Origin of the sequence: Halapricum sp. CBA1109, assembly GCF_009741825.1 — an archaeon.
Classification (GTDB): domain Archaea; phylum Halobacteriota; class Halobacteria; order Halobacteriales; family Haloarculaceae; genus Halapricum.
Window position 1 is genome coordinate 1 of the sequence record NZ_WPCA01000044.1, and the last position, 19868, is coordinate 19868.

Below are 19868 nucleotides of genomic sequence, written 5' to 3' on the forward strand. Positions count from 1 at the left end.
CCCGTTCGGCGGGGCCGCCGGCGGCGGCTTCGATATGCAGGACATCTTCGACCAGTTCTTCGGCGGCGGCGGTCGGGGCCGCGGCGGGTCCCGCGCCCGGCAGGGCCAAGACCTCAAGACGAGCATCGAGATAGACTTACAGGAGGCCTACGAGGGCGTCGAGAAGGAACTGACGATCACCCGACCCGAGACCTGCGGGGAGTGTAACGGCGAGGGCCACCCACCGGGGGCCGACAGCCGGACCTGTCCGGAGTGTGAGGGGCGCGGGCAGACGACCCGTGTCCAGCAGACGCCGATGGGCCGGGTCCAGCAGACGACGACCTGTCCCCGGTGTGAGGGCGAGGGGACCCTCTACGAGGAGACGTGTTCGAGTTGCCGCGGCGAGGGCGTCGTCCGCAACGAGGCGACCCTCAGCGTCGAGATTCCGGCGGGCATCGACGACGGCCAGACCCTCCGGATGGAACGGGAGGGTGCGCCGGGGGAGAACGGCGGCCCCAACGGCGACCTCCTGATCGAGGTGTCGATCGAAGACCACCCCGACTTCGACCGGGACGGTGCGGACCTGCAGTACCACGAGGCCGTCACCTTCCCGCAGGTGGTCTTCGGCGACACCATCGAGGTGCCGACGCTCGACGGCCCGGTCGAACTCGACGTCCCGAGTGGTACCCAGAGCGGCGAGACGTTCCGACTGAAGGACAAGGGGATGCCGCGACTCCGCCGGCGGGGGTCCGGGGACCTCTACGTCACCATCCAGGTGTACACGCCGGACTCGCTGACCGACGAACAGCGGGATGCCCTCGAAGCCTTCGCCGAGGCCAGCGGCGAGGACATCGAGGTCGAACAGGGCTTTTTCGAGAAGTTGAAGAACTCGCTGTAGGCTACTCCTCGCCGTCTATCTCTATGTCGACCGCCTCGTCGACGTCCTCGTGGGTTCCCCAACCGTCTCCCTCGACGTCGTCGTACTCACCGCCGACGACAGCGACGAACTGCTCGGGGTGTTCGACGTAGGGGAGCAGTTTCGCCTCGTCGAAGACGATCAGTCGGGCGTTGCCGGCGTCGGCCAACTCCCGGCCGAACGACAGCGGCGTCACGCTGGCGTCCCGGCCCCAGACGAGCGTCGTCTCGACGGCAAGCGACGCGAGGACGTCCGCGAGGTCCTCCTCGGGGTCTAAGAAGCCGGAGACGAACGACGCGGGCGCGAACCGCGCACCGGGTTGGTGGCCCGACTGCCACTCGTAGTCGAGGGTCTCCTCGGTGAGGTTGTCCATATCGTAGTAGCCGTGGTCGGCGTGGAAGTACCGCATCGAGCGCTTGCTGACGACGATGTTGAACAGCGCCTCGCCCACCAGCGGCGACCGCAGCAGCGACCGCCGGAGGACGCTCCGGTCGCCCATCGAGTGGTCGGTCGGGCAGGCCAACACCAGCGAGTCGACGTCGGCCTCGCGGGCCGCGCCAGCGGCGTAGGACCCGGTCAGGCCGGAGGCGACGACCGTCGCGTCCTCGCTCGTGTCCGCGAGGAAGTCGGCGACGAACGTCTCGTACAGCGACGCGGAGTACAGGAGCGGCGGCCGGTCGGAGTGACCAAAGCCCGGCAGGTCCGGCACGAGGACGTGGTAGTCCTCGGCGAGGTGTCCCACGATGGGGCGGAACTCGTGGCTGGAGGCGGCGGCGTTGACGCCGTGGAACGCCACCAAGTCCGGGTCGTCTGGGTCGCCGGCCTCCGTGTAGCCGATGTCGAACCCGCGCCAGCGGTAGGTCTCTTGATCGCCGACGGGCAACGCCGGGTCGAGGTCGTCGGCCTTCGAGGCCAGCACGCGGTTGCTCAACGCGGTGAGACCGACGGCACCGACTGCACCAGCGAGTACGTTCCGGAGTTTCATACTGACCCATACGAGCGTGACTGATTTATACGTAGGGTCGAGGTTGTGTCCTCGCGCGCCCAACAGCGAGTCGTTTAGTAGCGTTCGGGCCGAACCACGCGTATGAACAGACGGTCGTATCTCCGTGCGGCGATGGGTGCCGGTGCGGTGGGTCTCGCCGGGTGTCTCGGCGGCGAAGGCGTGACAACCGAGACAGAAACGCCGAGCCCCTACGCCTCGGCGGACACCTACCTCGACGCCCCTGATCTGGACGGACCACCCGAGTCGTACCCCTGGCCCGCCCACGGGCAATCGCTCCCCGAGGTGACGCTCCCGGACCCCCTCTCGGGGGAATCCGTCGCGACGACGCAGTTCGACCGCCCGACGTTCGTGACGTTCTTCTATCACAACTGCCAGACGACCTGCCCGCTGTTGATATCCGGTCTGCAAGGCGTTCAAGCGACCGTCGCGGACGAGGGCGACCCGGACTCGGTCGCGTTCCTGCCGATCAGTTTCGACCCACAGCGAGACACCGCCGACGCACTCGTCGACTACGCCGACCGGATGCGCGTCGACGTCGACCACGACAACTGGCACTTCCTCCGGCCGGCCGACCGCGAGCGCGCGAAATCGGTCGTTCAAGACACCTTCGGGGTCCGCTTCCAGCGGACTCAGCCGGAGGATATGGACATGTACATGTTCGACCACCGCGGCATCGTCCTGCTGGCAAACGGCGACGGCTACGTCGAACGCTCCTACCGGGAGTCGTTCGCGTGGCAGGACCTCTACGACGACTACGAGGCCCTCCGGGAGGCGCGGGCCTGAGATGCGCCGCCGCGCCTTCCTCGCCGGCGTCGGCGCGGCCGGAACGGCCGGACTCGCGGGCTGTGGGATGGTCGAGCGGATGTACGGCGGTGGCGACGGCGACGACAGCGACGGAAGCGTGACCCGAGTGACCGTCTCGACCATCGACGCCCGCGGGAGCGACTCCGGCGAGATAACGGTCCCCGTCGAGGGGTCGCCGACGCTGGTCGACGCCTTCGCGACGTGGTGTAGCCCCTGCAAGCCGGCGCTGGACAACCTCGCGGCCGCCCGTCAGCAGGTCGGATCGGACGTCGTCTTCGTCTCCTCGACGAACGAACCGCTGACCGGCGACTTCGGCCGCGAGGACATCGCCGAGTGGTGGGCCGACCACGGCGGCGAGTGGACCGTCGCCCACGACGGTAACAACAGCGAACTGTTCCGTGAACTCGGCCGCCCAAGCATCCCCACAGCCGTCCTCTTCGACGCCGCGGGACAGGAAGCGTGGCGACACACCGGCATCCCCGAGACGGAGACGGTAATCGACGAGATTCAGTCGGTCACCGGGTAGCTGACTCCTCGTCCAGACACGACTCGATAGGAGCCAGTAGTTCGTCGGCCACCGTGTACGGGTCGGTTTCGCGGGCGGCGACGCGTCGGGCGAGTTCGTCGATGCCGCCGCGGCGCTGTATCTCGGCGTCGAGAGCGTCCTGCAGGTCGGTCCGCAACAGCGTCCGTATCTCCTCGGCGTAGCGCTGTCGCTCGACCGCCTCTCGCTCGCCCGACCGGTCGAGGTACGCCGCGTGGTCGGCCAACGCGTCGAGGAACTCCGCGACGCCCTCGCCGCGGTTGGCCACCGTCTCGACGATTGGTGGCTCCCAGTTCTCGGCCTCCTCGCGGTCGTTCTCGCTGTCGCCGTCCAGCACGTCGACCCCGTGGTGACCCGTCGGGACTGTCGCTTCCCGCAGCATCTCCCGGAGTTGCTGGACGGTCCGGTCCGCGCCGTCCAGATCGGCCTTGTTGACCGCGAACACGTCGGCTATCTCCAGTATCCCGGCCTTGAGCATCTGCACGTCGTCGCCGCTTGCCGGCGGAACGAGTACCGCGACGGTGTCGGCGGTCCGGACGATGTCAACCTCGTTTTGGCCCGCGCCGACCGTCTCGATGATGACCTTGTCCTTGCCGAAGGCATCGAGCGCCCGGACCGCGTCGGTGGTGGCCGTCGAGAGGCCGCCAAGGGACCCGCGGGCGGACATAGAGCGCACGAAGACGTCCATATCGCCGACGGTCGACCCCATCCGGATGCGGTCGCCCAGCACCGCGCCGCCGGAGTACGGCGAGGAAGGGTCGATGGCGATGACGCCGACCGAGAGGCCGCGCTCGCGGTAGGCGGCGGCCATCTTATCGACCAGCGTCGACTTGCCGGCGCCGGGGCTGCCGGTGATACCGATGACGTCAGCGTCACCGGTGTGTTCGTGCAGCGCCGCCACGATGTCCCGATACCCCTCGGCACGGTCCTCTATCTTCGAGATGACGCGGGCCAGCGCGCGGTGCTCGCCGGCCAGCAACCGGTCGACCAGCGCCGTCATCTCAGCGCTCCGGGACGTTCTCGCGGATGAATCCCACCATCTCGTCGGTCGACGTACCGGGGCCGAACACCTCGGCGACGCCCATCTCGCGCAGGTCCGCCTCGTCCTCTTCGGGGATGATGCCGCCGACGAGCAACAGGGTATCCTTGAACGCCCCGTACTCCCGGAGTCCGTCGACGACCTTCGGGACGAGAGTGTTGTGGGCCCCCGAGAGGATGGAGATACCGAGGACGTCGACGTCCTCCTGGACCGCGGCTTGGACTATCTCCTCGGGCGAGCGGTGGAGTCCCGAGTAGATCACCTCGAACCCGGCGTCCCGTAGCGCCCGACTGATGACGTGGGCCCCGCGGTCGTGGCCGTCGAGGCCGACCTTGGCCACCAGACACCGGATCGTCCGCTGCTGTGTGTCGGCGCTCATGTCACGTTGTACCACGCCGGGGCGTTTCACTCTGACGGTCGTTCGCGTCCCGAATGCCAAGGATGATACTCGTCCCGTCCCGAGCGGCGAGTATGGCTGTCGCCGAGAACATTCGTTCGGGCGTCCGGGCCCACCCACGGGCGATAACTGCCGTCCTGTCGGCTATCGGGTACGTCCTCGTTATCGGGATCTTCTCCGGGACGATCAACGTCTACCCCGGTCTCACCGATTCGCAGGTCCTGCTGTTCGCGGACCTGATCGCTGTCGTCAACACGGCGGCGCTGACATCGATCCTCGCGGGCGTCTACTTCGTGAGGAACGGAGAGATCCGCAAGCACCGCGCGGCGATGGTGACGGCGTTCGCCCTCATCCTCGTCTTCCTCTTTCTGTACCTCTGGAAGATAGACGGCGGCTTCGAGCGCTCGCTGGTCGCACCCGCAGTGGTGAAGATTCCCTACCTCCTCATGCTCGCAGTCCACATCGTCCTCTCCATCGTCTCGGTGCCGGTCGTGATCCACGCGATGGTACTCGGACTGAGCCACGACATAGAGGAGTTGCCCCAGACGCTCCACCCGAAGGTCGGGAAGATAGCGGCCGCGGCGTGGTCGCTGAGTCTCTTTCTCGGCATCGTCACCTACGTCATCCTCAACCACACGTTCAGTTGGGAGGCCCGCGAGGCTGCCGCGTTGCTACTGGTCGCGATCCCCTCACAGCTCCGATAGTTCGAAGCTGACGTGCTCAACGGGGAGGCCGTCGTACTCGACTCCGTAGCGGCGCGCGAGGATGCCGACCAGCACGTCCGTCAGCAGGTCCTCGTCGGCGGCGTCGGTGACCGGCGTCCGGCCCGGGATGGCCGCGTCCCCGAGGGACCGCCGGATCTCGCCGGTAGCGGACGGCGGGTCGGCGTCCAGTTCCTCGAGGAGGCGCTGTACCGCCAGCCACGTCCGGACCGTGGTGACGAGGTACCGGCGGGCGCGGTCGGTCGGGGACGGTACGTCGACGTTCGTCGAGAGATAGCTCGCCGCACAGGAGCCCTCGACGTCGACGTTTTCCTCGACCCACTCCTCGACGGTGCTCCGGTCGGCGTCGAAATCGAGGTCCGCGACGGCGTCTTCGGCGACCGCCAGTTCCTCCTCGGCAATCTCGTGGAAGATGTTGCCGACGACGATAGCGTCCGCGCCGGCGTCCAACATTCGGCGGGCGTTCTCGCGGTCGTCGAGGCCGCCGCCGTACCACAGTTGGGACCACGCCAGCCCCTCCGAGACGGATTCGAGTATCGCCTCGGCCTCCTCGCCGCCGAAGGTTCCCGAGTACTCCAGATAGACCAGTTCGCTCTCCAAGTGTCGCTCGGCGGCTAGCGCGCGCTGTTTGGCCGCCAGTGGATCCAGCATATCGTCCTCGGTGACGTTGGCCTCCCGCGCAGCGGCGCTGTCGGGGTTCATGATGATGTAGGCCTCGAAGACCGCTTCTTCGAGCATCCACGTCGCGGCGAAGTCGGCGAGGCGGTCCTCGACAGTCTCGCCGAGGCCGATGGGGAGTCTCTCGGCGATCATCTTCGGCGCTATCTCGTCGCGGATGTGCTCGACGCCCGCGCCGAGTTGGCCGACCAGCGCTTCGGCGTCGCCGTTCAGGACTTCCGGGATGGCGAGGAACGCAGCGAGGTCGCGCGTCCGGTCGGTGACGTGGCTCGGGCCCGAGGGCTCCTGGAAGGCCGGCACGGGCTTGTCCGCGGTGAGTTCCAGCGTCTCCTCGGTGTTGTTGCCGGTCACGTCCTTCGAGCCGCCGACCTCGACGGCGCTCGTGTGCTGGAGATACAGCGGGTAACACAGCGGCAGTTGCTTCTCGTCCTCGGGATCTATCTTCGTGATGTGCGTCCAGTCGTCGGGGACGGGGTTGGTGTCCAGATGCAGGAGTGTTCGCCCGCCGAATTTCACCGCCGCGGCGGCGCTGTCCAGACGCCGTGCGATATCCTCGATACTCGTCATTACACTGGTGGACGTGTGTGGGATACAAAAGCGTGGTAGAATCGGCCCGGCCCAAACCGGGCCGGGCGGATCTTTCTCCACGGCGCGGACGGATCCATTTCTCCACGGGCCGGGCGGATCGACTCACTCGCTCCCGGGCAACACGGAGGGGTCGCCGGAGTAGTAGATGTAGTCGGCGGCGATACCCGCGAGAGGTGCGTCGCTGCGGGCCGCGGCCGCCGTGGCCGTATCGAGGTAGGATTCCGAGAGGTCGACGACCTGTTCGTAGGCGGTCCGGTCGTCCGGTTGGAGGACGTACTCGGCGGTGACGGGCGTCAACTGGCCGTCAGCGAGGTCGGCGGCGTAGTCGTCGAGGTCGTCGAGCCATATCTGGGCGCCGATGATCGAGAGGACGATGGACTCCTTGAACGCCGGGTCGACCGGGAGGCCGGCCTCGCGGTACATCTCGACCATCCCGTCGTAGATGACGCCGACGCGGGCGTACTGGGTCGAGAAGTACGGCAGGTCGGTCCCGTCGGCGAAGCGGTCGGCGTCGACGTCGAGGGGCGCGTCGCGGTACTCCTCGCGGATGGACTCGCGGGCCGCTTCCTCGCCGTCGCGGGCGCGTTCGTACATCGCTCGGAAGTCCTCGTCGCGGTCTTGGTGGGCCTCCGAGACGTCGACGGCCCACTCGTAGTGGTCCCGGACGGCGTCGGGGACGCGCTCGAAGGTCGCTTCGAGGTTCGACTGGAGGGTTTGCTGAGCGATCCGGGCGGCCTCGGCGCGTTCCGCGTCGTCGAGGTCGAGCGACACCTCGAAGTCCTCGTACTCGGCGTCGTTGACGGCGTCGCGCATATCGCCGTCGATCAGCGCCTCGATAACGAGTCGGGTGAGGTACTCGGCGCGGTCGACCAGTTCCTGCGGCGAGAGCGTGTCGGCGTCGGCGCTGTCGAGTGGGTCGCCGTAGCGGGCGGGACCGGTCGCGCCGTCTCCATCGGCGGCGTCGGCCCACAGACCGAGTTCCACGGGATCGGTCCCGGCAGGGGCGCGCTGTCTGGCGGTCCGGTAGACGTGGCCCAGCGTCAACTGGGCCGGGAGGACGAGTTTGGTGTCGTAGCCGAACGTCACCGCGTCGGCATCGAAGTGATCGGCGAGGGCATCCTCGACGAGACCGAACACCTCCTCGATCATCGTCTCGGTGCGGTCGTCGACAGTCCGTTTCAGTCGGATGGCGTCGACGTCGAAGACCCCGGTGTCGGCGTAGTAGCCGGCGACGGCCCGTCCCGAGGTGGGGAGCGCCGACCGGTCGGCGAGCCATTGGGCGACCCTGCGGGCGGGTGCGGTCATATCTGTCCGTGGGAGCGACCGTCCTATCACTGTTGTCGTTTGGAGTCGGGCCGGGTGTGTCACCAATTCCGGTATCGCTGTGCCGGCGCGTTCAGGCAGGTTTTTGTGATGGGCCGGGTTACGGTCCCGCAATGACTGCCGACCAGTACGATATCGTCATCGTCGCGGCGGGACAGCGGGCGCGTTCGCGGCCGCGACCGCCGCCGACGACGGCCTCGACGTCGTCATCCTCGAGCGAAAGCCCGAGGAGCGCGCGGGCGAAATCGCCTGTGGCGACGCCATCAAGGGCAAGAGTATGTTCCCCGACGTGATCGACTTGGAGTACCTCCGCGAAGAGTCGTTCACCAACGAAGGCATCACCCGGGCGATGTTCGAGAACCCCCGGACCGGCGAGCAGATCAGCTACCCCTTCGGCGAGTACACGGGCGCGGTGGTCGACCGCAAGCGCTACGGCGAAGTCCTCTTAGAGGAGGCCGAACGCGCCGGCGCGGAGGTCCACTACGACACGGTCGTCCAGAACGTCGTCCAGAACAACGGGCAGGTCGAGGGCGTGACAGCGACCCGCCGCGGATCGGTCACGACCTACCGCGCGCCGGTCACCATCGACGCCGCCGGCGCGCTTTCGATCCTCCAAGACAAGGCCGACCTCGGTTCAGCCACCTTCGACACCAACGTCAACTACTCGCAGTTCTGTTCTGCCTACCGCGAGGTGCTCAGCATCGACGAACCGGTCGACTACGACGACGCCCTCGTCTTCAAGCCCACGGCCGAACTGGGCTATCTCTGGTACTTCCCGCGGACGGACACGGAGATAAACGTCGGCCTCGGCTTCCAGATGAACAAGGAGCCGATGCATCTGGTCGAGGAACTCCGCGAAGACGTCGAGAACCGGCCGGAGTTCCAGAACGCGACCGTCGAGAACAAACTCGGCGCGGCGCTGCCGACCCGGCGGCCGTACGACTCGGCGACTGCGCCGGGGTATATGGCCGTCGGCGACGCCGCCGCCCACGTCAATCCGACGACCGGCGGCGGTATCCCCGGCGCGGCAAAGGCCGGCCACTGGGCCGCACAGGTCGCCGCCGAGGCAATCAGCGAGGAGGACCTGAGCGAGGGCGCTCTGGGAGTACAATCGACGCGTCCAGACCGACTTCGGCAAGCGCTTCGCCGCGATGGACCTCTACAACATCTTCGGGTCGGCCAACTCCGTCGACGAGATGACCGACATCATCGCCAAACTCCCCGCCCAGCAGTTGATCGACATCCTCGGCAAGAGCGGTACCGCCTCGATGGGTCTGGGGACGAAACTCAAGACGGCCGTGAAGACGCTCGGCCACTGGGGGACGCTGTACGACGCCTACAAGGTCAACCAGATGGCCGGCGAACTCAAGTCCATCTACGACGACTACCCCGAGACGCCCGAGGAGTTCCAGCAGTGGCGGTCCCAGCGCGACGACTTTATGGACCGGTTCTACGACGTGGTCGGTGCCGAACCGAAGTACTAGTCGAAACTGACTACACGGTCAGGCCCGTAGCCACCACCGAGATGTCTCAGTCACCGCTAACACCCGAGAGTGTTCCGAAGGCCGATTCGATGCCGATGCTCGGCCTCGGGACGTGGGAGAACGACAGCCCCGACCAGTGTGCCGAGAGCGTGCGGACGGCCTTGGAGATGGGGTATCGACATATCGACACCGCACAGATCTACGGCAACGAGGACGCCGTCGGCGACGGTATCGCCGCCGCGGACGTCGACCGCGAGGACATCTTCCTCGCGACGAAGATATGGATCTCGAACCTCGCCGGGGAGGACGTCCTCGCGACGGCCCGCGAGAGCATGGAGAAACTCGGCGTCGAGTACCTCGATCTGCTGTACGTCCACTGGCCGGCCCGGGCGTACGACCCCGAAGACACGTTCGCGGCGTTCGACGAACTGGCCGACGACGGAACCATCCGCAACGTCGGGGTGAGCAACTTCACGCCCGACCACGTCGAACAGGCCCGTGAGATGCTCGACGCGCCGGTGTTCGCGAACCAGATCGAGATTCACCCGCTGCTCCAGCAGGAGCGCATGCGGGAGTTCGCCGCCGACACCGACCTCGAACTGGTGGCGTACTCGCCGCTCGCCCGCGGGGACGTCTTCAACGTGCCCGAACTGACCGAGGTAGCAGAGAAACACGGTGTCAGCGAGGCCCAGGTCAGTCTGGCGTGGCTTCGGGAACACGACATCACCGCCATCCCGAAAGCGACCAGCGAGGCCCACATCCGGGACAACTTCGAGAGCCTCACCGTCGAGTTGGACGAGGAAGACCTCGATACCATCGCGAGTATCGACCGGACCGACCGGAAGGTCGACCCGGATTTCGGCCCCGACGCGTGGTGAGAAGGTAATCCGGAAGCACTGCGGGCCAGTGAGGATATCGCCCGCGAACGCACACGCTTAAACTGGGGGACGACGAACGACTGCCTATGTCCGCTGCGAACGCCACCGGTATCGTGGACGGTGTCCGTATCGACGTCCGTCGCCTCCACGAGACGTGGATGGAACTCGTCTACCCCCGCCAGCGCGACGCCGAACAGACCGTATTGGGCAAGTGGAAACCGAACACGACCGGGAGTGCCATCCTCTATCGGTTGTGGTCGGCTATCGGCGTCCCCGTGGTCGCACTGTTGTACCCGTTCGTCCTCGCCGGCTACCTCCTGCGGTATCAGGCGCGACGGCTCGACACCGCCGTCGCGCGCATCGGTCTCCTCGGCGTCGTCGTCCTCTCGGTCCTCGTCTGGGGCGGGCTGACCGCGCTCGCACAGTTCCAGCTAGACCTCACCTCCGGCGGCGTCGTCGCCGTACTGGCGGCCGGCATCGTCGCCACCGTCGCCGCCGTGCTGGCCGTCCTCACGAGCCGCGTCGGCGGCCGCATCTCGACGGTGGTCGTCTCCTACCCGCTGGCCATCACCGCCATCTTCCTGCCGCCGGTCGTCGCGGCGCTGTACTCGGCGACGCTGGCGAACGTCGTCTTCCCCCAGAGCAACTCCCTGGCCATCTGGATACTGGACAACGTCCTCACCGTCGGGGACCTCAACAGTTACCTCCGGCAGAACTACGACCTCAGCGGCGTCGCCTACGTGGGGATGTGGTTCGGCATCGCCGTCCCGGTGGGCTGGATACTCGGCCTGCTGGTGACGCTTGCCAACTACGTCCGTCCGGACAGCTAAGGCCGGGCCGCCGCCGGCGCGATGCGGTTCTCGCCGTCGCCCTCGCCGACGACCAGCGCCGCGTCCCCGCCCGTCGTTATCGTCCCACCGACCGAGAGCGGCGCGAGCACGCCCGCGACGAGCGTCCCCGCGTCGTCGAGGGGCGTGTCGATGGCGACGCTGTCGTCGGCCGTCAGTCCGTACGCCTCGACGACGCCCTCTGCGGCCGACAACAGCGACGCGTGGGTGTACTCGCCGTCGGCGTCGACCACCGCGACCGAGTCGGGGTCGACGGGGTCGGGGAACTGGATGGGGTTCTCGCTCCACAGCTCGCGCTCGAAGTGAGCGACCGTCGGGTCCTCGGGCGGGCCGCCGTAGGCGAGGTACTTACTCCCCGGCGCGAGCGTGTAGTCGCTGCGCCGGTGGTCCGGACAGACGAGCGCGCGGACGTCCGGTTCTGCCGGCGGGTCGAGTCGGACCGGCGCGCCCAGCGCCGCGGCACCGAAGACGGCCAGCAGCGACTCGGGAATCGGTCGGATCGACCGGTCGCCCTCGGGGTCTTTCGGGCCGTCGACGACGCCGACGGCGACGCCCTCGCGGACGCCGTAGTGGCGCATCAGGTTTCCGGCCTTCCAGGTGTCGGTACAGAGGGCGCTGTAACTGTACGACCGCGAGCGGTCGCCCGGGCGTTCGTAGGCCAGTGCCTCCGAGCGCCGGTCGGGCGCGACGACGTCGCCGAGCGTGTCCATATCCGGGCTTGGCGTGCCACCGGATAAAGGGCGTCGTCCGCGGCCCGGTTCAGAGCCGACCGAGCCACTTGTTGGGGTCGAACAGGCCGAAGAGGGCACCCAACAGCGTCGAGGACTCCGTCTCCCCGGGCCGCAGTCGGGCGCGGATCCGCGAGGAGATCAGTTCGATGGTCAGAACGATGAAGATGACCATAAAGATGCCGGCCATCGCGTTCTGGTAGCCGGTGTCGAGCAGTCCGATCTGGTTCTCGATGTACATCCCCAGTCCGCCGACGCCGAGGACGCCCAGCGTGATGGCGATACGGGTGTTGATCTCGAGGATGTACAGCGTCCACGCGACGAAGGAGTTCGTCACCTGACTCAACATCCCGAAGACGACCACTTGGACGCGGCCTGCACCGGTCGACCGGACGGCCTCGATGGGCCCGTCCTCTATCTCCTCGAGTTCGTCGGTGAACAGTCGACCGAGGTTGCCGACGGTGTCGGTCGTGATGGCGAGGACGCCCGTTGCGGGCGTGATACCGAAGATGGGGATGTAGATGAGCGTCCAGACGATTGCCGGGATAGCCCGGATGGTCGACATCGTCCCGCGAAAGAGGAAGTTCAGCGGGAACGGGACGACTCGTTCGGAGCCCAGCACGCCGAAGACGAGTGCCAGCGGGAACCCCAGCACGGTTCCGGCGAACCCGGCGGCGACGGTGGTGTACGCCGCAGAGACCATCACGTTCCCGTTGCCGGCGTTGGCCGTCGCGAGCGTGTCCATAATATGCGTCGGCCAGATACCGGGTATCACGCCCCACAGCAGGCCGAGTTCCCAACTCGTCAGGCTGACCACGAGCGCATCGATACCGGTTATCTCGTTTTCCTTCGTGTAGGTCGTCATATCCTCGAAGTTCGGCGGGAACAGGCCACCGATGAACTTCTGCATCTCCGTGGTCGCCCGCTCGCTGGTCAACTGCGCGAACGAGAACCCGAGGAACTCGAGGAAGACGAAGTACGTCAGGCCGACGACGCTCAGCAGGAGAGCCCCGTAGAGGCTCCGGCGGAGCCAGCGGCGACGCCACAGCACCTCGCGGGCCTGTTCGACGTCGGGCCGGTCCTCGTCCGTATTCGTACCGGTCGCCATCAGGGACCCTCCTCCGGCGTCGCGACCGACCGAGCGCGATCGTTCGATGCGGGGTCGGGCATCGACTCGGCCGTCTCGGCCTCGGTGTCGTAGTATATCTCCTCGACGGCCTCCATCGTGAGGTCCTCGGCGGAGCCGTCGAAGACGACCTCGCCGTCCCGGAGGCCGACGAACCGCTCGCCGAACTCCCGGGCGACGTTGACCTGATGGAGGCTGGTGACGGTCGTCAGGTCCCGCTCGTCGGCCGCCGTCCGGAGATAGCCCATCACGTCCTCGGAGGCCTTCGGGTCGAGGCTCGCGACGGGTTCGTCCGCCAGCAGGAGCGTGGGGTCCTGTGTCAGCGCGCGGGCGATGCCGACGCGCTGTTGCTGGCCGCCGCTCATACTGTCGGCGCGCTGGTCCGCCTCCGAGAGCAGGCCGACGGTGTCCAGCGCTTCCAGCGCCATCCGCTCGGCTTCCTCGCCGTACCACGTCGCGAGGCTGGGGACGGTGCTGGTCCGGTTGAGCGCGCCCGTCAGTGCGTTTCGGTAGGCGCTGGCGCTCTCGACGAGGTTGTGCATCTGGAACACCATCGCCACGTCGGGGCGGGTGTCAGAGACGGTCTCGTCCCCGATCTCGATGGTCCCCTCGGTCGGCCGTTCGAGGCCGTTGAGCAACCGCAACAGTGTCGACTTGCCGGCCCCGGAGGGGCCGAGGAGGATGACGAACTCGCCGTCGTCGATGGTGAGCGAGACGTCGTCGAGGGCGACGGTGTCCTCGCCGTAGACTTTCTCGACGCTACTGATCGTTATCGTGCTCATAGGTGTGGAGGGTGGACGACTAGCTCTCGAAGACGTCCGCGCCGTAGCCCAGCGTGTTCGCCTTGTCGATGACCGGTTGGTACGTGCTCTTGTCGGCCGGGCGCACCTTCGAGAACCAGAGGTCGTCCTCGGTCCCCTCCTCGCCGTCCTCGCCGTAGTAGATGTCGTCGGGCGCTTCGGTGAACGCCGTCTGTATCGACGACTTCTCCTCGTCGGTCAACTGCGGCGAGACCATAACCGGCGCGCGCGGGATGCCGTCGTCGCGTGCGACTTCCTCGACGCCGTCGACGTAGCCCTCTCGCTCGTCGTCGGCGACGATGAAGTAGCCGACGCCGGCGGCGTCGACGGTCCCGGCCTGCAACGCCTCGAAGGCCTGTCCGTGTGTCGACCACTGCGGCGTGAAGTCCGCGCCCGCCGGCGTCCCGGGCTCGTCGGGTACCGACAGTCCGGCTTCTTTCAACATTCCGAGCGGGTACAGCGAGCCGCTGGCGCTCAGCGGGTCGGCGAACCCGATGGTCTTGTCCTCGAGGTCGGTCAGGTCCTCGATGTCGGTGTCCGGCCGCGTGACGATGACGCTCGTGTACGTCCACGCGCCGTAGCCCCACCGCTGGAGCAGTATCTCGGCGTTGTCGGAGGTGACGCCGAGCGCACCCGCGAACGGTCCGGTCTCGGCGATGTCGCCGGTCCCGGAGTCCAACGCGCTGAGCGTCGCCGCGTAGTTGTCGGCGTACTGCATCTCGACGGTGTCGACCGCGTCGACGTGGTCGTTCAACCGCTCTTTGATCGGCGTGTACTGTGCGCGCAGTCGGTCCTGGGGCTCCGACGGCGACATCAGGAAGCGTATCTTCCCGTCGACGTACGGCTCGTCTGTCCCGGCCTCGGAACCGGAACAGCCGGCGATTGATCCGACGATGGTTGCAGCACCCATACCCTTCAACACTGCTCGTCGATTGGGCATATCCCACTGTGAGTCCGAATCCGGGTAAACGGCTTATATGAGCGATATATTCGGGTATGTAGCTGTAATAGATTCTGCGGAATTTGTGTTTACGAACGTATTGATATTGTACCTTCTAACCCATATATATTGCTTAATACTCTATTTCAGTGTCGTTTTGTAGTAGTCTGTCGAGGATTGGTGTATGGACGAGGCAGATCGACGGGCGACTGCGCGGGCGGCCGCGGCGCGCGGCGGTGAGATAGCTTTGGAGGCGTTCCGGACGGACCTAGCCGTCGAGACGAAAGACGGGAAGACGGACGTGGTGACGCGGGCCGACCGGGAGGCCCAGCGTGCCGTCGTCGAGCGAATCAGGGAGGCGTTCCCCGAGGACATCGTCGTCGGCGAGGAGAACGACGCCCGGTCGACGGTGCCCCAGTCGGGGGCCGCGTGGGTGATCGACCCCATCGACGGGACGAACAACTACGTCCGAGGGTTGCGGTCGTGGGCGACCAGCGTCGCCGCCGTCGTCGACGGGCGACCCGTCGCAGCCGCCTCCGTGTGTCCGGCGCTGGGCGACACCTACGAGGCCGGGCCGGCGGGCGCGTTCAGGGACGGCGAGCGCCTGTGGGTCAGCGACCGGAGCGACCCCGAGACGTTCACCGTCGCGCCGACAATATGGTGGCCCTTCGACAGGCGCGAGGAGTACGCGGCCGCGGCGGACGCCATCGTCAGTCGGTTCGGTGACCTCCTCCGGTTGCGCTGTGCGCAAGTGACACTGGCACAGGTCGCCGCCGGGGGCGTCGACGCCGCTATCACGAACGTCGACACCAACCCGTGGGACACCGTCGCCGGCGTGTTTATGGTCGAGTCGGCGGGCGGGACCGTCACCGACCTCGACGGGGAACCCTGGACCGCGGCCAGCACTGGGCTCGTCGCCTCGAACGGGCAGTGTCACGAAACGGTGCTCGACGCCGCGCGGGACATCACCCCGGAGTGATCACATCCCGAGGTCTCTGGCCGGTTCCGGGACCGGGATGTCGAACTTCGAGACGCCCAGCAGTTCGCCGACGTGGTCGAGTGCCATATCGAACCCGTAGTAGCGTTCGAGTTCGTCGCCCTGTGCCGTCGGGCGGACCTTCAGCATCGCGTACCCCTCGATGTTCTGGGCGATGGCGGCGGTCTTGCCGTCGCGTTCGAACGTGATGATGCGCTCCTCGTCGGTCTCCTGATAGCGGGCGGTGACGCCGTTGTCGGTGACCTCGGTGTCGGTCATCGACTCCGGATAACGGTCGGAGCCTATCGTACGTTCCGGTCGGGACTCGAAACCGGGATGTGCGGCCGGGCCGAGACGCCGGTATGTCCCAGTGGCTCCAGAGCGGCCGCCGACGGGACCTCTGTGTCCTCCTGTACGGCGAGGACGGGGTCCCCGCACAGAAACTCAAGACGAGTCTCGAACGCCGCTACGACGACCGCATCGAACCGCGGCAGTTCTACGGCGCGCTGGAGGCCCTCGAACGACTGGGCTACGTCGATTCCCGGACGGAGGGTCTCAGCGACGTGTACGCGCTGACCGACGCCGGGAGCGAGGCCGTCGAGACGTACACCGCGTGGCTCCGCGAGGAAGTCGGCGAGGCGAACTGATCAGGTCAGAAGCTCCGAGGCGATGGTGTTCCGCAGCACCTCGCTGGTCCCCTCGTATATCTCGTTGAGTTTGGCGTCCCGGTAGAACCGCTCTGCCGGGAAGTCCTTCGTGTAGCCGTAGCCGCCGTGGATCTGGATGCCCTCGTTGGCCACCTCCCGCGAGACTTCCGAGGCGTAGAGCTTGGCCTGTGCGGCCTCCTTGACGAAGCGCTCGCCGCGCATCTTCCGGTCTGCGGCCTCGTGCATCAGCAAGCGTGCGGCGTTGGTCTTGGTGTCCATGTCCGCGAGTTTGTGCTGGATGGCCTGGAACTCACTGATGGGCTGGCCGAACTGCTCGCGGTCCTGACTGTACTCCAAGGCGGCGTCGAGGGCCGCCTGGGCGATGCCGACGCCGCGGGCCGCGATGGTGATGCGGCCGCCGTTGAGCGTCTTCAGCGCGTGGACGAACCCTCGCCCCTCCTCGCCGAGCAGGCGGTCCTCGGGAAGGTACATCTCCTCGAAGCGCAACTCCGCGGTGGGACAACCCTTGTCGCCGAGTTTGTGTTCGGTGCCCTCGACGTGGAAGCCGTCGTCTTCCTCCGGGCGGACGATAAACGAGGAGATGCCCTTGTTGCCGGCCTCGGGGTCGGTCTTGGCGAACAGCGTGACGGTGTCGGCGACAGAGCCGTTCGATATCCACAGTTTCCCGCCGTCGACGACGTAGCCGTCGCCGTCACGCTCGGCCGTCGTTTCCATCGCGGGCACGTCCGACCCGGCCCCGGCCTCCGAGAGCGCGAACGCGCCGATGTCCTCGCCCTCGGCCAGCGGTGTCAGATACTCCTCCTTCTGGGCCTCGTCGCCGAACTCGTGTATCATATTGCAGGCCAGTGAGATGTGGGCGGCGACGATGGTCCCGAGGCCGCCACTGCCCCGGGAAATCTCTTCGAGTGCCATCGCGTAGGCGTGATAGTCGAGGCCGGCGCCGCCGTACTCCTCGGGGATGGGCATCCCCATCAGGTCCAGTTGCGCCATCTGGTCGATCAGGTCCGCGGGGTACTCGTCGGTCGCGTCTATCTCCGCGGCCCGCGGGACGACTTCCTCGTCGACGAACTCCGCGACCATCTCCCTGATCTGGCGCTGCTCGGCGCTGGGGCTGAAGTCCATGTGGAACGCTAACGAAGGGAGCGGTAATTACTCTTGGCCGGGTGCGGACTCCCGTTTCTCGTAGAACCGCTGGATGGCCGTCGACCACGGCTCGGGGTCCTCGAACTCGACGTCGTCGTGTTCGAACGGCGTGTCGACGAATCCGCAGTCTTCACAGACACACGCCTCACTCCCGTTGAGCGCGTACGTCTCCAGTCGGCCCCCACACCGTGAGCACTCCATATCCGCACCTACGACCCTGTGGGATTTAACTTTCCCGCACGCCGACCCGGCCGCTTATCTCTCACGGTGGCCAACCACCCGGTATGTCATTAGGGCTGGACCAGACACAGCTCGACCGGTACTCCCGGCACATCATCTTGGACGACGTGGGCCCGGAGGGGCAGGCACAGTTGCTCGACGCGTCGGTGCTGGTCGTCGGCGCGGGCGGCCTCGGGTCACCGATACTCCAGTACCTCGCGGCCGCCGGCGTCGGCGAGATACACGTCGTCGACGACGACGTTGTCGAGCGGTCGAACCTCCAGCGACAGACCGTCCACGCCGACGCCGACGTGGGACGGCCGAAAGTCGACAGCGCCGCCGAGTTCGTCGCCGAGTTGAGCCCCGACGTGACCGTCGAGACGTACGAACAGCGGGCCACCGCCGAGAACATCGAGGGACTAATCGAGGGCCACGATGTCGTCGTCGACGCGACGGACAACTTCGCGTCCCGATACCTCATCAACGACGCCTGCGCCCTCGCGGGCATTCCCGTCTCCCACGGGGCCGTCTACCGCTTCGAGGGCCAAGTGACGACGTTCGAACAGGGCGAGGACTCTCCTTGCTACCGATGTCTGTTCCCCGAGGCACCGCCGGACGGTGCCGCCCCCGACTGCGCGACGGCCGGCGTCCTCGGCGTCCTCCCGGGGACTATCGGCTGTTTCCAAGCCACCGAGACGATCAAACTCGTCCTCGGCCACGGCGAGTCACTGGACGGCCGGTTGCTCTGTTACGACGCCGCCGAGATGGATATCGAACGCGTCCCCATCCGCCCCTCGCCGGACTGCCCTGTCTGTGGCGAGACGCCCCGAATCGACAGCGTTCGGGACGTGCGCTACGACGAGCGGTGTGCCGTTCCGGAGTAGCGGAGTATTGTATTTGATAACGCGGTCCGAAAACTTATTCCCCGATTCGCCCACCAACGAGATAGATGTCGGTCCGACAGTTCGCGGTACCGAGCCTCCGCGTGCCGCTGCCGAGTTACGTCTGGTTCGTCGGTGCGCTGGTCGTCGTCTGGGGTGTCGGTGACGCGCTGTCGACGCTGTTCGCCCTGCACGTGACCGGAGACGTCGGGCTGGAGGCGAACCCGTGGATACGGATGCTGTTGTCGAGCCACCCGGTCTATCTGCCGGTGTTCAAAGGCCTCGTCGTCGCCGTCGCGGGCGGCCTGTTGCTGGGCTTCCGGCGGTACATCGAGAGCGTCCCCGGGTGGCGGCTGTGGTTCACGGGACTCATCGCTGTCGGCTCCGCTATCGTCGCCGCGAACACCTACGTCGGCGTGTCGACGCTGCTCTGATCACTCGATACGCTGTGGGCTGGCCAGCGGCCCCGCCACGTCGCTCGGCGGCGCGTCGAAGGCGTCGGGGTGGAGCAGGCCAGCGAGGTGTTCCAACGTGTCGGACAGTCGCGGCCCCGGCCTGTTGACGTAGTTGTGGCCGTCCATCGCGTGGACGCGACCGTCCGCGACGGCCGAGAGGTCACTCCACCCCGGCCGGTCGGTCAGTTCGCTCGCGTGCTCGCGGGTCTGATCGAGGTCGAACCCGCAGGGGGCAGCGATTGCCACCTCGGGGTCGTACTCCCGGATATCGGCCCACTCCCACGGCGTCGAGCGCTCCCCGGCCGCGACGAGATCGTAGCGCCCGCCCGCCGCCGCGACTATCTCGGGCATCCAGTGGCCCGCCAGCATCACGGGGTCCATCCAGTCGAAGACGGCGACGCGCGGGCGGTCGTCGATAGCCGCCGTCCGCTGACGAACGGCCTCCACACGGCTTCTGAGGTCCGCAACGAGGTCCGCGGCCGCCGCGTCTTCACCGAGCGCCGCGCCGATGCGGTGGACGTCGTCGTAGAGGTCAGACAGCGAGTGCGGGTCGGTCGTCACCACCTCGGCGTCGAGCCCCAGTTCCTCGATAACGTCGGCGACCAGCACGCGGTCGACCGCACACACGTCACAGATGCCTTGGGTGATCACGCAGTCGGGGTCCAGTTCGGCCAGCAGGTCGGCGTCTATCTCGTAGACGCCGCCGTCGTCGGCCGCCGCCGCGAC

The 19868-nt window shown here is 67.0% G+C and carries 23 protein-coding genes and 1 pseudogene; 11 read left to right on the plus strand and 13 right to left on the minus strand.

All coding sequences use genetic code 11. The features are described 5' to 3' along the window. Positions 1–877, plus strand: an 877-nt coding sequence (locus GJ629_RS06830; protein WP_157512324.1) for a DnaJ C-terminal domain-containing protein, incomplete at its 5' end; no start/stop codon positions are given. 1 nt (position 878) lies between these two features. On the opposite strand, the gene GJ629_RS06835 is transcribed toward GJ629_RS06830, so the two are convergent. Beyond that, complete coding sequence (locus GJ629_RS06835) at positions 879–1880, minus strand: alpha/beta fold hydrolase (RefSeq protein ID WP_157512325.1); 1002 nt, start codon at positions 1878–1880, stop codon at positions 879–881. Positions 1881–1982: 102 nt separating this feature from the next. Between GJ629_RS06835 and GJ629_RS06840 the strand changes: the two genes are divergently transcribed. Both GJ629_RS06840 and GJ629_RS06845 read left to right on the plus strand, forming a co-directional pair. Continuing rightward, positions 1983–2684 (plus strand): SCO family protein, encoded by a 702-nt coding sequence (locus GJ629_RS06840; RefSeq protein ID WP_157512326.1) that lies wholly within the window; start codon positions 1983–1985, stop codon positions 2682–2684. 1 nt (position 2685) lies between these two features. Then, a complete protein-coding gene (locus GJ629_RS06845) occupies positions 2686–3231 on the plus strand; it encodes a TlpA disulfide reductase family protein (protein ID WP_157512327.1) in 546 nt (181 codons plus the stop codon). On the opposite strand, the gene meaB is transcribed toward GJ629_RS06845, so the two are convergent. Continuing rightward, entirely contained in the window at positions 3221–4249 is a 1029-nt protein-coding gene (gene meaB / locus GJ629_RS06850; RefSeq protein ID WP_157512328.1) for a methylmalonyl Co-A mutase-associated GTPase MeaB, read from the minus strand. The genes GJ629_RS06845 and meaB overlap by 11 nt on opposite strands. 1 nt (position 4250) lies before the next feature. After that, positions 4251–4667 carry a cobalamin B12-binding domain-containing protein gene (locus GJ629_RS06855; RefSeq protein ID WP_157512329.1) on the minus strand — a complete coding sequence of 139 codons (417 nt, stop codon included), beginning with the start codon at positions 4665–4667 and terminating at the stop codon, positions 4251–4253. Between the two features lie 92 nt (positions 4668–4759). Here GJ629_RS06855 and GJ629_RS06860 point away from each other — a divergent pair, with 92 nt between their 5' ends. Next, the gene (locus GJ629_RS06860) at positions 4760–5389 is read left to right on the plus strand and encodes a DUF420 domain-containing protein (protein ID WP_157512330.1); all 630 of its coding nucleotides are present in this window, start codon (positions 4760–4762) and stop codon (positions 5387–5389) included. On the opposite strand, the gene GJ629_RS06865 is transcribed toward GJ629_RS06860, so the two are convergent. Both GJ629_RS06865 and GJ629_RS06870 read right to left on the minus strand, forming a co-directional pair. Continuing rightward, on the minus strand, positions 5375–6652 hold the full coding sequence (locus GJ629_RS06865) for a heptaprenylglyceryl phosphate synthase (RefSeq protein WP_157512331.1): 1278 nt from the start codon (positions 6650–6652) through the stop codon (positions 5375–5377). The genes GJ629_RS06860 and GJ629_RS06865 overlap by 15 nt on opposite strands. A 123-nt stretch (positions 6653–6775) precedes the next feature. Then, the gene (locus GJ629_RS06870) at positions 6776–7978 is read right to left on the minus strand and encodes a hypothetical protein (RefSeq protein ID WP_157512332.1); all 1203 of its coding nucleotides are present in this window, start codon (positions 7976–7978) and stop codon (positions 6776–6778) included. Positions 7979–8109: 131 nt separating this feature from the next. Between GJ629_RS06870 and GJ629_RS06875 the strand changes: the two are divergent. The 3 genes and pseudogenes from GJ629_RS06875 (at position 8110) to GJ629_RS06885 (ending at position 11188) form a co-directional block, all read left to right on the plus strand. After that, a pseudogene (locus tag GJ629_RS06875) lies at positions 8110–9480 on the plus strand (geranylgeranyl reductase family protein). 41 nt (positions 9481–9521) lie between these two features. Continuing rightward, entirely contained in the window at positions 9522–10358 is an 837-nt protein-coding gene (locus GJ629_RS06880; protein ID WP_157512333.1) for an aldo/keto reductase, read from the plus strand. 86 nt (positions 10359–10444) lie between these two features. Further along, complete coding sequence (locus GJ629_RS06885) at positions 10445–11188, plus strand: hypothetical protein (RefSeq protein WP_157512334.1); 744 nt, start codon at positions 10445–10447, stop codon at positions 11186–11188. On the opposite strand, the gene GJ629_RS06890 is transcribed toward GJ629_RS06885, so the two are convergent. From GJ629_RS06890 to GJ629_RS06905, 4 genes are read right to left on the minus strand one after another with little or no spacing between them, the layout of a single operon-like run. Beyond that, complete coding sequence (locus tag GJ629_RS06890) at positions 11185–11916, minus strand: hypothetical protein (protein WP_157512335.1); 732 nt, start codon at positions 11914–11916, stop codon at positions 11185–11187. The genes GJ629_RS06885 and GJ629_RS06890 overlap by 4 nt on opposite strands. A 49-nt stretch (positions 11917–11965) precedes the next feature. Next, positions 11966–13042: an ABC transporter permease gene (locus GJ629_RS06895; RefSeq protein ID WP_157512336.1), complete on the minus strand. Its 1077-nt coding sequence runs from the start codon at positions 13040–13042 to the stop codon at positions 11966–11968. Further along, a complete protein-coding gene (gene phnC, locus GJ629_RS06900; RefSeq protein WP_157512337.1) occupies positions 13042–13842 on the minus strand; it encodes a phosphonate ABC transporter ATP-binding protein in 801 nt (266 codons plus the stop codon). Before phnC ends, GJ629_RS06895 begins: the two co-directional genes overlap by 1 nt. Before the next feature lie 19 nt (positions 13843–13861). Further along, positions 13862–14800, minus strand: coding sequence for a phosphate/phosphite/phosphonate ABC transporter substrate-binding protein (locus GJ629_RS06905; protein WP_157512338.1), 939 nt, complete (start codon positions 14798–14800; stop codon positions 13862–13864). A gap of 184 nt (positions 14801–14984) precedes the next feature. Between GJ629_RS06905 and GJ629_RS06910 the strand changes: the two genes are divergently transcribed. Then, positions 14985–15779 (plus strand): inositol monophosphatase family protein, encoded by a 795-nt coding sequence (locus GJ629_RS06910; RefSeq protein ID WP_157512339.1) that lies wholly within the window; start codon positions 14985–14987, stop codon positions 15777–15779. On the opposite strand, the gene GJ629_RS06915 is transcribed toward GJ629_RS06910, so the two are convergent. Beyond that, complete coding sequence (locus GJ629_RS06915) at positions 15780–16055, minus strand: hypothetical protein (protein ID WP_157512340.1); 276 nt, start codon at positions 16053–16055, stop codon at positions 15780–15782. A gap of 83 nt (positions 16056–16138) precedes the next feature. On the opposite strand from GJ629_RS06915, the gene GJ629_RS06920 reads away from it, so the two are divergent. Further along, the gene (locus GJ629_RS06920; protein WP_157512341.1) at positions 16139–16423 is read left to right on the plus strand and encodes a PadR family transcriptional regulator; all 285 of its coding nucleotides are present in this window, start codon (positions 16139–16141) and stop codon (positions 16421–16423) included. Here the strand turns inward: GJ629_RS06920 and GJ629_RS06925 are convergent, their stop codons facing one another. After that, entirely contained in the window at positions 16424–17566 is a 1143-nt protein-coding gene (locus GJ629_RS06925) for an acyl-CoA dehydrogenase (protein ID WP_157512342.1), read from the minus strand. 27 nt (positions 17567–17593) lie between these two features. Then, positions 17594–17788, minus strand: a complete 195-nt coding sequence (locus GJ629_RS06930) for a hypothetical protein (protein WP_157512343.1) — start codon at positions 17786–17788, stop codon at positions 17594–17596. Positions 17789–17871: 83 nt separating this feature from the next. Between GJ629_RS06930 and GJ629_RS06935 the strand changes: the two genes are divergently transcribed. Both GJ629_RS06935 and GJ629_RS06940 read left to right on the plus strand, forming a co-directional pair. After that, the gene (locus tag GJ629_RS06935; protein WP_157512344.1) at positions 17872–18690 is read left to right on the plus strand and encodes a molybdopterin-synthase adenylyltransferase MoeB; all 819 of its coding nucleotides are present in this window, start codon (positions 17872–17874) and stop codon (positions 18688–18690) included. A 65-nt stretch (positions 18691–18755) separates the two neighbouring features. Continuing rightward, complete coding sequence (locus GJ629_RS06940; protein ID WP_157512345.1) at positions 18756–19121, plus strand: DUF5658 family protein; 366 nt, start codon at positions 18756–18758, stop codon at positions 19119–19121. Here GJ629_RS06940 and GJ629_RS06945 read toward each other — a convergent pair. Further along, positions 19122–19868: ABC transporter substrate-binding protein (locus tag GJ629_RS06945; RefSeq protein WP_157512346.1), on the minus strand; the 747-nt coding region annotated here is incomplete at its 5' end.

Excerpts from the sequence above, each read along its gene's own strand:
- GJ629_RS06885 (WP_157512334.1), top strand. The coding sequence starts at position 10,445 with ATGTCCGCTGCGAACGCCACCGGTATCGTGGACGGTGTCCGTATCGAC.
- GJ629_RS06860 (WP_157512330.1), top strand. The coding sequence starts at position 4,760 with ATGGCTGTCGCCGAGAACATTCGTTCGGGCGTCCGGGCCCACCCACGG.
- GJ629_RS06835 (WP_157512325.1), bottom strand. The coding sequence starts at position 1,880 with ATGAAACTCCGGAACGTACTCGCTGGTGCAGTCGGTGCCGTCGGTCTC.
- meaB (WP_157512328.1), bottom strand. The coding sequence starts at position 4,249 with ATGACGGCGCTGGTCGACCGGTTGCTGGCCGGCGAGCACCGCGCGCTG.
- GJ629_RS06890 (WP_157512335.1), bottom strand. The coding sequence starts at position 11,916 with ATGGACACGCTCGGCGACGTCGTCGCGCCCGACCGGCGCTCGGAGGCA.
- GJ629_RS06915 (WP_157512340.1), bottom strand. The coding sequence starts at position 16,055 with ATGACCGACACCGAGGTCACCGACAACGGCGTCACCGCCCGCTATCAG.
- GJ629_RS06880 (WP_157512333.1), top strand. The coding sequence starts at position 9,522 with ATGTCTCAGTCACCGCTAACACCCGAGAGTGTTCCGAAGGCCGATTCG.
- GJ629_RS06855 (WP_157512329.1), bottom strand. The coding sequence starts at position 4,667 with ATGAGCGCCGACACACAGCAGCGGACGATCCGGTGTCTGGTGGCCAAG.
- GJ629_RS06870 (WP_157512332.1), bottom strand. The coding sequence starts at position 7,978 with ATGACCGCACCCGCCCGCAGGGTCGCCCAATGGCTCGCCGACCGGTCG.
- GJ629_RS06925 (WP_157512342.1), bottom strand. The coding sequence starts at position 17,566 with ATGGACTTCAGCCCCAGCGCCGAGCAGCGCCAGATCAGGGAGATGGTC.
- GJ629_RS06845 (WP_157512327.1), top strand. The coding sequence starts at position 2,686 with ATGCGCCGCCGCGCCTTCCTCGCCGGCGTCGGCGCGGCCGGAACGGCC.
- phnC (WP_157512337.1), bottom strand. The coding sequence starts at position 13,842 with ATGAGCACGATAACGATCAGTAGCGTCGAGAAAGTCTACGGCGAGGAC.
- GJ629_RS06865 (WP_157512331.1), bottom strand. The coding sequence starts at position 6,652 with ATGACGAGTATCGAGGATATCGCACGGCGTCTGGACAGCGCCGCCGCG.
- GJ629_RS06935 (WP_157512344.1), top strand. The coding sequence starts at position 17,872 with ATGTCATTAGGGCTGGACCAGACACAGCTCGACCGGTACTCCCGGCAC.
- GJ629_RS06920 (WP_157512341.1), top strand. The coding sequence starts at position 16,139 with ATGTCCCAGTGGCTCCAGAGCGGCCGCCGACGGGACCTCTGTGTCCTC.
- GJ629_RS06895 (WP_157512336.1), bottom strand. The coding sequence starts at position 13,042 with ATGGCGACCGGTACGAATACGGACGAGGACCGGCCCGACGTCGAACAG.
- GJ629_RS06940 (WP_157512345.1), top strand. The coding sequence starts at position 18,756 with ATGTCGGTCCGACAGTTCGCGGTACCGAGCCTCCGCGTGCCGCTGCCG.
- GJ629_RS06840 (WP_157512326.1), top strand. The coding sequence starts at position 1,983 with ATGAACAGACGGTCGTATCTCCGTGCGGCGATGGGTGCCGGTGCGGTG.
- GJ629_RS06910 (WP_157512339.1), top strand. The coding sequence starts at position 14,985 with ATGGACGAGGCAGATCGACGGGCGACTGCGCGGGCGGCCGCGGCGCGC.
- GJ629_RS06930 (WP_157512343.1), bottom strand. The coding sequence starts at position 17,788 with ATGGAGTGCTCACGGTGTGGGGGCCGACTGGAGACGTACGCGCTCAAC.
- GJ629_RS06905 (WP_157512338.1), bottom strand. The coding sequence starts at position 14,800 with ATGCCCAATCGACGAGCAGTGTTGAAGGGTATGGGTGCTGCAACCATC.